Here is a 12,390-nt window from a genome sequence, read left to right as displayed (position 1 = left end):
AATGCTCTCTCAGCTTTATATATAGTATTGTTTTTTCTAATATCATTTCACAAACTATATAATCATAGACTCATGGTTAATACCTCTGATTTAGCAAAGCCAAATTGATTATAAAAAGCTGCCAGATCGGGTTTAGTATTTAAAAATATCTGCTCGACTCCTAATAATTGATCCAGTAGCTCTTTAACAATACGTTTTCCTAAACCTTGTTTTCGATATACTGTATCAACTACAATATCATCCAGCAATGCACGATAAACTCCATCAGATAGCGCTCTACCAAATCCTATAAGCTGTTCGGTGTTCGTATCTCTCATTACTATGAATACCGTTGTATTTTGCAACAAAAGTCTTATATCATTTAGTGATCTCTCTTTTGCCCAACTCGTTTGTAAAAAAAGGTTTCTTAATTCTTCTGCTATCGGAAGTTCATTTCTAGTTATTATGTATTCCATGATAACAAATTCGCTTTTTATATCGATTACTCAATTGATTCGAGCAGCTACCAAATTCATATTTAGTCAGACTCGTATGAAAAAATAACAAAACTCATCACTACTACCTTAATCCTCGTACCTATTTTATCACCTCAACCCATTTGCCTGCAGAACGTACAAGATAATCGTTATCATACATCGCTTCGCATTGAATACCGGGCAGATAATACTTCCCTAAATAAGAAGCATTGAGTAATAATGTTACCGTTTTACTTTCTTTTGGTTTTAAATCAAAATAGAAATTAACACGATCATCTCGTATATCCGTGTAGGTAACTTTATTCGCACTGAAAGATCCAAAATCCGTAAAGCGCGTATTGACAACTTCCCATCCGGATGGAAAGATTTCTGTTAAAGCAATATCCTTTACCTTGCTTCCGGTGGTATTAGTTATAGTTACCTCTGCCACAAAATCCGTTCCTTGTTGTAATTGGGTTACATCAATTATTTTTCCTTCTCTACTTTTATAATCTATAATCGCTTTGAAATTACTTTGTATCACTTTTTCCTCACCAACTGGCAGAATTCCACTAGTAGCTAATTGCACAAAAATGGTGTTATCCTTATTATTTTTGAGCATTAATTTATTGTTTTTAGCAATAGATAACTCACCTGAAGATGCGAAGGTTTTAGTAGTACTTGCACTATTGGATTTTCCATTAAGTGCGTAATTTACCTCTACTCCTTTTCCACCAACATACGCAGCGTATTTAGCCATTGCCATCAAAGCGTAAGAGGTAGTTTGCGTACTCATCCATTTCTTAGAGGATAATTCTTTAGCTAATTCCTCTGCGATCTTTTGTGCTTTTACCTTTTCATCCAATAGCACTAACGTTTCTAGCGCCATCGCTCGATTACGATTTGTTGATCCATAGGTGTAATAATAATTTCTCCTTGGCTGGAAATCAATATTGGCACTAGTAAGTAATTTGTTTGCTGCACTCTTCTGACCGACTAATCCATAAGCAGCGGCCAATCTTAATTTAGCATCATTAGAAAGATCTGATGTCTCTCTTAATCGATTCATAGAAGAAAGATCAGGACTTCCTGCCAAAGCTAGCGTGTATAGTCGATACGCTTGTGCTAAATCACTACCGCCACTTCTCCATCGTTTTGACTGTTGTTGCTGATAGTTAATCCAACTGCTTTTAAAACCGATTGGTAAAACATATCCTTTTTTATTTGCTTCTAACAAGAAATGACCCGCATAACTTGTTCCCCAGTCATCTGCACTTCTATATCCCGGCCAATAAGACATTCCACCATTTGGTTGAATAAACCTTTTGAGCCTATAAATAGCTGCTTCCATATGACGTTGGATTTTCTTCTGCTTATCAGAAGATAATGTAAACACATCACTTAAGTATAATTGAGGAAAGGCAGCCGATGTGGTTTGCTCTACACATCCGTGAGGATATCTAATCAGGTATTTCAATCTCCCTTCAAAATTCATCGGTGGTAACGAAGACAGTTCGATGATAGCACTATTGCTGCCATCGACTCCAAATGATGCAAAATCAATTTCCTGTTGACTATTAGGTTCCAGAACAATAGAGGTGATCTCTGTAGTCATTGGATTTGGGTTAATAACATCTATTGGAACACTGTAAGAAGCTTTTTCACCATTTCCGCTGGCCACAACTTCAATATCCGTAATTGTAGCTCCTTCTATCACTTCAATATCAAAATACACCATTTTTTCATCAGGCTGCGAGAACGTAAGGTTTTGACTAGTTTCTCCTACTACAGTGAATCCTTTATTAGGTTTTAATGTCACTTGTACGTTCTTTACTTTATTTTCCATGGCAAAAACCGTCACCGGAATGGTTACTTTTTCACCAGGGGTAATTTTTCTAGGAATCGAAGTCAATACCATCAATGGTTTTCTAACCGGTGTAGTCTTTTCTACACTTCCGTAAGCGGCTTCCGTGGCATCAGAAGCTACAATCATAGTTCTAACGGAACCAATATATTTAGGAATTTTGATTTGATGAGATTTGGTTTCTCCTTTTTTAAGTTCAAAAGGTCCTTTGTACACTACCATCGGCTTAAATCGATTCGCTTTTTTGGCTTTACCTCCACCAGCTTCAGCATCACCTCCAATACTAAAAATTTGATTAATACTTCCACCATAAGCTCCGATCACATCATCATATACATCCCAAGTTTTTACTCCCAGCGCTTCTCTGGCATAAAATGTGTTCCAGGGATTTGGTGTTTTATATCTAGTAAGATCCAGTAGGCCTTCATCTACTATAGCTATGGAATAGGTCATTGCCTTGCCATTGGTTTCACTAATTTTTATATCAATCATTTCTTCCGGTCGCAAGACATCCGGCATCTTTACGATAGGTGTAATTCTTGTTGCAGGATTTTCTACCGAAATCGGAATTACACCATACAACCGTATCGGCAAGTCATTTGCTGTAGAACTATGTGGTTGTAATAGTGTAATATGAATATACACATTAGGCGTATATATGTCTTCTATTGGTAATTCGAATTTGGTTTCTCCTTTTTTTGAAGTTACCCATAACGATGATAACACTTCTGTACCATTTTCTACAGTCACCAAGGCTCTTCCTCCTTCACTAGACGGGAATGTTATGGTTGCTGTTTCTCCTACATCATAGGTATTTTTATCAGCAGAAAACAATAACATCGTAGCAGCAGAAGGGTCATTTTTATTAGCTCTTCCTGCCCAACCAGGCCAATCTACATAAATTGCTTTTCCGGTGGCGTGTCCACCATTTGGATCCACAACTCGTACCAGGAATCTTCCCCATTCGGGATGTTTTATCTCGAAATTAAAATTGGCTTTACCGCTACTATTGGTTGTAACTTTTGTTTTAAATATTTCATTGCGATAAGATCCTCGATTATAAGAAGAAAGATTATCTTCAGAAGTATCCCACCACCATCTCCAGTTTACTTTGTATACATAAACTTCTAAATCTTTGACTGATTTTGGTTTTCCTTCTTTGTCTACAGAAACAACTTCAAAGTTATGTTGCGTATCGGTAAGTAACATTCCGCGTGCCTTGTCACCTTTTGGAACGTTTAATCCAATATAGGTTTCATAAGGTGAAAAATCCTTTGAAATTACATCTGTACTAAAATCTCCACCGTTTTCATATACTTTGGTTATGAAGGATGCTCTTAACATTCCGGCAGCTTTATTCTCCAGCTTTGGTTTCATAGAAAAGTTTACTTTCCCTTCTGAAGAAAGTTTACCACTGAATACTTCTTGTTCCTCTGTTCCAAATCTTCTTGATGGATCATCAAAAATATATCCCGGAAATGTTTTAAAACTTGTTCTTTTCGAACTAAAGCGAACATTGATGTCGGTTTGAAGATTCTTTGCCACTGCTCCGTGCAGCCATAAAACTTCTAAATCTCCCGTAATGCTTTTGTTAGCTCCCAATACTTCATCTGCAAAATTTGTTTTAACCTTTAGACGATTAGGTTTAATGGTTTCGATTTTTAAGGACTTTGTAAAACTGGCTCCTCCCACATTTACTTTTGCCTGCCAATTTCCTGTGGGTGCTTCATCTGATGTTTCTGTAATAAACTTATAGAAATTTCCTGTTCCTTCTGTTTTCGTTTCCTGATGAACTACTTTTCCGTAAGGATCCTTTAATTCAAATTTTACTGGATGTCCTTTTGGTAATTTATTTGCATTGTCATTTAACATAAACGAAAGAAACAACGTGTCTCCAGGACGCCATACTCCTCGTTCTCCATAAATATACCCTTTAATTCCTTTTTGTAGACGCACTCCCGAAACATCAAACTTACTTACTGACAATGCATTTCCGTCATTTAGTTTTACATAGGTTTGTTGCTTTCCAGAACTGGCTATGGCAAAAAATGCAGGTTTATCTGCGTCAAATCCAGACATTCCTTCTGCATCTGTAGTTGCTACTCCAATTTCTTGTTGTTGATAGTTATAAAAAGTAACTTTTGCATTAGGCACCGGATTTGTGGTCACAATATCATTCACTGTAACCGAATATGAATTGTTCAGCCCTTTTTTGATAACTACTCCCAGGTTAGACGCCAACACATTAGCTGCTACCTTCTTATTTCTGTAAAATGAATTGTCGCAAGGGTTATCTCTTTCATTCCAATCATAATCATAATAATAATCATCGTAATAATATTGTGAGCTATCCCAAAAACTAGATTCTTCCTCATCATCATAATTATCCACAAGTTGCTCTATCGGAGTATCATCCGTAGCAGCTCCATCACATTTATAAATAGAATATGCTTTTTTATAGCTAAGTTCTACTCTATAAATTGCTCCTGGATCGGGTGAAATCAATTCTTTTAAATCAATAGCAAATGCATTCCATTTACTTAAATTTAAGGAGGCATTTTCCTGAAGATTGATCAATTTTTTGGCTATCGGTCTGGCAACGCTTCTTAGATTACTCGAACCATTGAGATTGTTATTTTGTAAGAATTGTAGAATGTTATTCTCAAAAACTTTTACTACCTGAACTTCAACAGCTCTTAGATTGATGGCTTCAAAATTAAATTTCAAATTTTCTGAAGTTGGCAAGATAACACCGCTTTGCAACAACTTTATTTCAGGTTTTGGTTGTTGAAATGAAATATTCTCAGAATAAGTATTCTTTAGTTTATAATTATCTACACTCTTAATTCCCTCAAAAACAGTTACTTCTAAAGTTCCCTTCAGTTCTTGTTTTGGGTACACCTTTAAGTCTTGACCTTTTACCGTATATTTTAGGTCTTTTGCTCCGGCAATAACCACTAAACCATCAAAATTCTGATTTTTCTTTAGCGGATCCGAAAAATTAATCTCTACATATTGATCCTCAAAATTAGATACAGAAACACTAATTACCGAAAAATTATTCTTTCCGGGTATCTGCAAAACGTCTTCTCCTTCAGTATCTATATCAAATGATTTCCCAGACCATTTTATAGCTACTTCCGAATCATCTTCAAAACGTTGGATACTGTCAATTCTAAAACTAAACTGACGGCTTTTGTCCAATGCTTCTCCAAAAGTAACTGGAACATTTTTACCTTTTTGGGTTGCCTTAATTAACTGCTTTGCAGTATCAAAACTCAATTGGTCGCTGGCGGTAATCGTACCATTAACATATTGCCAATCTTTATTATACGACTGAAGATTATCTGTAATGACAGAAAACTGCTGTTTTAATGTCTTCACACTGAAAACAAATTCTTCATCCAGATCTTTGTTTAAGTCTTTTACCAGATTCTCTAAATTAAGTGTAAAAGTATATTCTGTATCCTCTTTAAAACCTGATTCAGGTTGAAAAGAAATGGTTTGATTGTTTACTACAAACACTTTACCTTTAACTTTTGGAGATATAGAAAGTACATCAGCCGAAAGTTCCTGGTTATCATCCCATCCTTCTACCGGTGTTTGGAGCACTACATACACATTATCTAAAACCGAAATCACACCTGTAGAAACATCCGAAATATAATCTTGATATTTATTAAGTTCTGAAGCATTTGCTTCTGCCATAGCTTTGGCATCTTTCTTTTTACATGAAAATATGATTGCTGAACACAAGAATAAACACAGGATACGTGATAATCGCATATTAAATGATTTTAGTTGACCATATAAATGTAAGACATTTTTAAACGCGGTTATGCCCTGGAAATAGTGAATTTTAAATTTTAATGGATAAATATTATTAATTACACTTGGATTTAGTGCAACACTGTTTCTGAACGAGACAGTTTTTTATTTGATATAAATCGGACTTGTCAGATTTAGTTATAGCTAATTTATGATGTTATTTATTACCCCCAAATCAAATAATCGTCTTCCTAAACTAGTGAATTCTTCTTTGGAACTATAGGAAATGATACCTGTAATGGGATTCATTTTGTTGGTCATAGAAGTTACAACTTCATACCGCCAATACATTAAATGTGATAACGGTTTATTATCTAGATTAATTTGTCTATTTTTCACATCAACCTCATCAATACCTATCAATGTATTAGATATCGTATTTTCCTGAAACAAAAGGAATTTACTATTAATACTTGATTCTACATCAGGATTATTGTCCAAAATCTCTATAGATTGTGCACTTAAAATATGTGGTAATCCAATTACAAAAAATACAGCGAATATCACTTTCATAGAAATATAACGTGATTCATACACTTAGCATTATTAAAAATATGTTAAAATTACGGTTTTAACGCATTATAGTTCTTCTTAACAATTCATTAACGAATAAGATGAAGTGCATCTCATCTGATACTTATCTTATGGATTTCATCACGCTGATCTAATTCAAAAAAAACAGTTTTAGATAAGCTATCTGATATCTTTATAAAAATCAATCAAGGCAATTCTACCCTGAAAGAATCTAAACGTAACGTGTGCACGATTTCCTTCATTGTCCTCTAAAGAAATAGCAGTATCCAATGCAAAATCATAGGGTTGATGTTTCCCGCCATCTACAGCGATATTATCAGCATACAAGCTCAATCCTTTATCAGGCTTTAGTACTGGTTCAATTTTTCCTGAAATTCCAGGAATATGACCTGATTTATTTATAATTACCGAACCTGAATTGTTGGATTTTTCAATAGTTACCTCAATATCTTCTTTAGGATTGATATGATGAAAAACAACAGCTGGATATGAAGTGTGTGCTATTAGAACTGTGTACATCTTTCTTGTTCTAATCACAAAATGCACCAATCCATGCTCATCCGTAAACCCTTCTAAATATGTAGAATTGTTTGCTATTAAAACCACCTTTGCGTGTTTAACCAATTGCTTCTTTTCATCTATCAGTTTGATCGTAAACACAAAAGGCTTTGGGTTGATCATAGTAGAGAGTTTCGACCATCGGTTTCTGATAAATGTCTGATCCTTCTTCAACTTATTTTCAATCAGAATGGCTAATTCTTCAGGAGTCTTATTTTCCAGATTGATATAACCGATTGTTTTAAGGATTCCTGGAATCTCTGTATTATCAAATCTAGCAGGCAATATATATTCTCTACTTTCCTGAAATGCTCTCGCTTGCATCGAAACTCTCTCATGATTTGTCCATAATTTTTTATTGTAAAAGCTGGATACAAACAACACTGTGTATCTTGCTTTATTTTGATAAATTTCTGATAGATATTCATATAAGTTTTTTCCCCATAAATTAGCTTCCTCAAATAAATCATAAAAAACTTTAATTCCCTTAAGTTTTAAGCTATTCGCCACCTTCTCCACATATGCCCTATTCTCTCCTGCAAAAGATAAAGCAACATCATATTCATAACTTCTATTCTTCATCACTGACTATTTTTTTAACCTAAATCTGACTAATTGAGTTCTTCTAGACTTCATAATTTCCTACAAAATCATCTTTCACATTTACATTTCGCCTTTTTTTCTAAATGATAAATCTTGCTTTTTCGGTAGCATTAAGAAATCCAGATGAATCCATTACAAAATTACTTTCTTTATTTGGAATTATTCCATTTTTTATTGGAAATATTCCAACAAAAGTTTTACTTTTAAACCGTAAAATCTCAGCTTTTGGAACCGAAAAAATTTATAAAAGGAAGAGGTGCGCAAGAAAAAGTGCATAATCGTTTCTCTGCCAATCAGTATGAACTACGAGATGATTTTCTTAATTATCTACAAAAAGAAGGAGAATCTATTGAATATAAAACCACGTTTATTGAGACTTTTCCTAAAACCATAGTAAACAAGGTGTCAAGTCCGGATGTAGGTATGATGTATTCGCTCAATCCCTATCAAGGTTGTGAACACGGCTGCGTATATTGTTACGCACGAAACTCTCACGAATATTGGGGGTACGGAGCAGGATTAGATTTTGAGAGTAAAATTTTAGTAAAGAAAAATGCTCCTGAATTATTAGAAAAAAAGTTAAAAAGTAAACATTGGAAAGCATATCCCATTGCTCTTTCAGGAAATACAGATTGTTATCAACCTATAGAGAAAAAGCTTAAAATTACCCGAAGGCTACTCCAAACATTTCTAAAATACAAGCACCCTGTTGGTATCATTACCAAAAATGCGCTCATACAAAGAGATATCGACATTCTTTCAGAATTAGCAGAAGACAACTTGGTCTCGGTGTTTTTGTCTATAACTTCGCTCAATGAGGAAACCAGGAGAATATTAGAACCAAGAACAGCCAGTATTAAAAAAAGATTAGAAACACTAGAAAAACTAAATTCATTTGGGATTCCTACAAGTGTAATGATGGCTCCGATTATTCCGTCTATTAATAGTCACGAAATACTCTCGCTTTCTAAAGAAGTTTCGAAAAGAGGGGCAAAAAGCCTGGGATATACCATTGTGAGATTAAATGGAGCTATTGGACAAATATTTATTTCCTGGTTAGAAAATACACTTCCTGATCGTAAGGATAAAATCCTGCACCAGATTATGGAATGTCGCGACGGAAACCTAAATGATAGTGTGTTTGGCAGAAGAATGAAAGGATCAGGAAACATTGCGGATCAGATTCACCAAATGTTTGCTATCGCCAAACAAAAATACTTCCGGAATGAAGAAAAAATCTCTTTAAACTGCGATTTGCACGAATCTTATAAAGATGGTCAATTAAGGCTGTTTTGATGCTTTTTTGGTTATTTTTGGAGCTGCACTTAAGGTTATAGCCATTCTTTATGAGATTGCATCGTCTATTTATCTTTTTTACACTATTATTTTCCAACAGTCTTATCGCTCAGATTGACAATATACTAGTTACTAAAAACGTGGAAGATATACGTCTTCAAATAGAGGCATTGGATGACAGCAAAGTAGAGGAAATTATTTCTTTAAGTAACATCCTGTATAAAATCGCTTTTGAGAATGAGGATCCGAAAGGTATGATCGATGCATTAACATATCTCAGCATCGCTAATCTCAATTCAGGTAATAATAATCTTGCTATTGAATATCTTCAGAATGCTTCGGACATAGCATTCAAAGGAAAGCTAAAGGATGAAAACATCTTAATCACTAATCTTATAGGAAATCACTATTTCGATATTGAAGAATACGACAAATCAAGCGCCGCTTATTCTAAAGCCCTTTCGATGGCAGAAGCTATTAATAAACCATCATATGTGTCAGTAATTAAAACCAATCTAGCCTTTATAAAACTAAGAACCGGTGATTATAGAACAGCGTTAAAAGAACTAAAAGCTAGTGAAGATGAATTACTAACGAATCCATATGGCCGGACTCCAAAAAGAGTGAATACAGGAATAATGCTTTTTAATGCTAGAATCTCTGAAGCTTATATTAAACTTAATCTACTTGATTCTGCATTGTATGCCAATGATAAAGGTTTATCGTATACAAAAAAGATAAAAGTAGATAATGTCCACATTGATTTATTGATGCATCGAGGTATTATTTTTAAAAATAAGAAGGATTATGCCAATGCACTTCTATTTTTGAATCAAGCGAAAGATTTATGTTATGAAGCAAACGATATTATTTTTCTGGGAAAAATTTTAAACCTAATTGGAGAATGTAAATTAGAACTGGAAAAATACACAGAGGCTATAGATATTCTTTCTGAATCTCAGGAAATCCTTACAAAAAAATACAGCAATTCTGATGAAATCAGCAAGTGTTATAAGTTACTCGGTCAAGCATATAAAAAGAATGGCGATCTGGAAAAATCCAATCTATACTATGAAAAACATATACTAAGCCTTAGTAAGCTAAATAATAAAAAATCATTAGCCTCCAGAAAAGTTCAGGATATCACACTGAGTGATTTCAAAAATGAAATTAATACACTCGAAAACCAGAAACAACAACAAAAAAATAGACTCACATATTCTCAAATTGGCCTATTGATTGTTGGCATCGGATTAATTATGGTCGTATTGTTCTTCCAGAAAGCCAAAAAGAAAAATAAAACCAAATTCGAAGCCTTACTTGCTAAAATAGAAATACAGGAAAATGAGAATGCCGCTTCAATCCAAGTTAATGACAAAGTAATTAATAGTTCTATTATTGATACTAAAGATGTCGTATTAGAATCACAATCCAAAGAATTAGAAATAAGTGACGAATTGTATGAACAAATCCTTATTGGTTTAGAAAAGATAGAATCACAAGAGTACTATTTGAAAACTGAATGCAACCTTTATAATGTAGCCAAAAAAATCAACACCAATACTTCTTACTTATCCAAAGTAATTAATGCTCATTTTGGGAAAAACTTTAATACGTACATCAATGACTTAAGAATAAACTATGCGATTGTTAGGTTAAAAAATGAATCAAAATTCAGATCATATTCCATAAAATCAATTGCCGAAGAGGTTGGATATAAAAGTGCAGATTCTTTTACTAAGTACTTTAAAATTCATACAGGATTACTTCCGTCATTTTATATTAAACAGTTAAAATCAAAAAGTCCTTCCTAAATTATTACAAAAAAAACGCTACAAAAACACCCGAAATTAATAAATATAGGGTGATTTCTATTTTTAGCTCACAAATTTTATTTTTAAATATAACATACTGAAAATGAAATTTTTACAAACACAAAAGCAACCCGTTTTTCTTTAAAATAGGTTTGCTTCTCTTGTTTTTACTGTTTTTTTAAAGGTACTTTGACTAGATAATTATTGAAACAGTTATTACGTAAAAAACATTACTAATGAAAAAGCAATTTATTTTATTTTCTATAGGAATTGTTGCCGGGCTTTTGACCTATGCTATCATAGTTGGTCATAAAGTAGAAGATAAATCAAATGCTATTCTAAAGGTTCTACAATCAAATTGTGATTGTGATGAAATAAGACAGTTTTTATATGTAAAAGGTTTAGCAGTATCAGAAAAAGGAATCTCTACAGAAACTGCGGAGTACGAATTAAAAAACTGTAAGTATTCTGATCTGTATACTGAGGCCAATAGAATCAATCAATTATTACTAAAAAAAGTAGATGGATATCAAGAGATTGATCGCTTTACTCTAGAGTTTGTAAATCGAAATTCGTCAAAATTAGTAACCATTAATAACGGAACCATAAATCACTAATCATGATCACACTTACAAAATTATTAATAGACTTTATTCTTAGCTATTTTCTTATTGTAGTAGAATTTACAATCAGCATTTTTGCATAATCAAAAAACGAACCTTTATCAATCAAAAAATGGGAGTTGGAATACAAGAACAGGTAGACATCTCATCAATGTCTACCTTCCCATTCCTTATAAAATTGTTCTAGAAAGCTTTCCATAAAAAGATGTCTATCCTCTGCCATCCTTTTACCTGTTGCGGTATTCATTCGGTCTTTAAGAAGTAACAATTTTTCATAGAAATGATTAATTGTTGGAGCAGCAGAGTTTTTATACTCTTCTTTAGTCATTTGTAAATTAGGTACTATTTCCGGATCATACAAAGCCCTGTTCTTATAACCTCCGTAGTTAAAGCATCTGGCAATTCCTATTGCTCCAATAGCATCCAGACGATCAGCGTCTTGTATAACATCCAGTTCTGTAGAAGAAAACTTCTGTTCGGTATTTCCTCCTTTAAAAGAAATGTTTTCGATAATTAGCACTACGTGATCTATGATCTTCTTTTCTACCGTTAGACTTTCCAAAAAATCTCTAGCAATTTTAGGACCGATCGTTTCATCTCCATTATGAAACTTAGAATCAGCAATATCGTGAAGTAATGCTCCAAGAGAAACTACCAAAACATCTACTTCTTCATCTTTAGCAATGGTCTGTGAGGTTTTAAACACTCTATGAATGTGAAACCAATCGTGTCCTCCTTCAGCTCCTTTAAGTGTGTTTTTTACGAAGTCTACAGTTTTATGTATAATCTGATCTTCTGTAGTATGCATTCGTGGT

General features: G+C 33.7%; 8 protein-coding genes. 3 read left to right on the top strand and 5 right to left on the bottom strand.

The features are described from left to right. Positions 1 to 62 precede the first annotated feature (62 nt). From ACFSR1_RS14155 to ACFSR1_RS14140, 4 genes are all read right to left on the bottom strand, one after another. Positions 63 to 455: a GNAT family N-acetyltransferase gene (locus tag ACFSR1_RS14155; protein ID WP_378293567.1), complete on the bottom strand. Its 393-nt coding sequence runs from the start codon at positions 453 to 455 to the stop codon at positions 63 to 65. A gap of 121 nt (positions 456 to 576) precedes the next feature. Then, positions 577 to 6,105: an alpha-2-macroglobulin family protein gene (locus tag ACFSR1_RS14150; RefSeq protein ID WP_449224257.1), complete on the bottom strand. Its 5,529-nt coding sequence runs from the start codon at positions 6,103 to 6,105 to the stop codon at positions 577 to 579. A gap of 186 nt (positions 6,106 to 6,291) precedes the next feature. Then, entirely contained in the window at positions 6,292 to 6,660 is a 369-nt protein-coding gene (locus ACFSR1_RS14145; protein WP_378293565.1) for a hypothetical protein, read from the bottom strand. A 180-nt stretch (positions 6,661 to 6,840) separates the two neighbouring features. After that, positions 6,841 to 7,821, bottom strand: coding sequence for a TIR domain-containing protein (locus ACFSR1_RS14140; RefSeq protein WP_378293564.1), 981 nt, complete (start codon positions 7,819 to 7,821; stop codon positions 6,841 to 6,843). A 246-nt stretch (positions 7,822 to 8,067) separates the two neighbouring features. Here ACFSR1_RS14140 and ACFSR1_RS14135 point away from each other — a divergent pair, with 246 nt between their 5' ends. The 3 genes from ACFSR1_RS14135 to ACFSR1_RS14125 all read left to right on the top strand — a co-directional run bounded on the left by ACFSR1_RS14135 (position 8,068) and on the right by ACFSR1_RS14125 (position 11,569). Continuing rightward, on the top strand, positions 8,068 to 9,138 hold the full coding sequence (locus ACFSR1_RS14135; RefSeq protein WP_378293563.1) for a PA0069 family radical SAM protein: 1,071 nt from the start codon (positions 8,068 to 8,070) through the stop codon (positions 9,136 to 9,138). Positions 9,139 to 9,278: 140 nt separating this feature from the next. Continuing rightward, positions 9,279 to 10,952: a tetratricopeptide repeat protein gene (locus ACFSR1_RS14130; protein WP_378293561.1), complete on the top strand. Its 1,674-nt coding sequence runs from the start codon at positions 9,279 to 9,281 to the stop codon at positions 10,950 to 10,952. Between the two features lie 236 nt (positions 10,953 to 11,188). Beyond that, the gene (locus ACFSR1_RS14125) at positions 11,189 to 11,569 is read left to right on the top strand and encodes a hypothetical protein (protein WP_378293559.1); all 381 of its coding nucleotides are present in this window, start codon (positions 11,189 to 11,191) and stop codon (positions 11,567 to 11,569) included. A 154-nt stretch (positions 11,570 to 11,723) separates the two neighbouring features. Here the strand turns inward: ACFSR1_RS14125 and ACFSR1_RS14120 are convergent, their stop codons facing one another. Further along, entirely contained in the window at positions 11,724 to 12,383 is a 660-nt protein-coding gene (locus tag ACFSR1_RS14120; protein WP_378293557.1) for an HD domain-containing protein, read from the bottom strand. Positions 12,384 to 12,390: the final 7 nt, after the last annotated feature.

It is taken from the genome of Aquimarina rubra (assembly GCF_042684305.1).
GTDB lineage: Bacteria > Bacteroidota > Bacteroidia > Flavobacteriales > Flavobacteriaceae > Aquimarina > Aquimarina rubra.
This window is presented reverse-complemented; position numbering and strand designations above follow the sequence as displayed.

Excerpts from the sequence above, each read along its gene's own strand:
- ACFSR1_RS14155 (WP_378293567.1), bottom strand. The coding sequence starts at position 455 with ATGGAATACATAATAACTAGAAATGAACTTCCGATAGCAGAAGAATTA.
- ACFSR1_RS14150 (WP_449224257.1), bottom strand. The coding sequence starts at position 6,105 with ATGCGATTATCACGTATCCTGTGTTTATTCTTGTGTTCAGCAATCATA.
- ACFSR1_RS14145 (WP_378293565.1), bottom strand. The coding sequence starts at position 6,660 with ATGAAAGTGATATTCGCTGTATTTTTTGTAATTGGATTACCACATATT.
- ACFSR1_RS14140 (WP_378293564.1), bottom strand. The coding sequence starts at position 7,821 with ATGAAGAATAGAAGTTATGAATATGATGTTGCTTTATCTTTTGCAGGA.
- ACFSR1_RS14125 (WP_378293559.1), top strand. The coding sequence starts at position 11,189 with ATGAAAAAGCAATTTATTTTATTTTCTATAGGAATTGTTGCCGGGCTT.
- ACFSR1_RS14120 (WP_378293557.1), bottom strand. The coding sequence starts at position 12,383 with ATGCATACTACAGAAGATCAGATTATACATAAAACTGTAGACTTCGTA.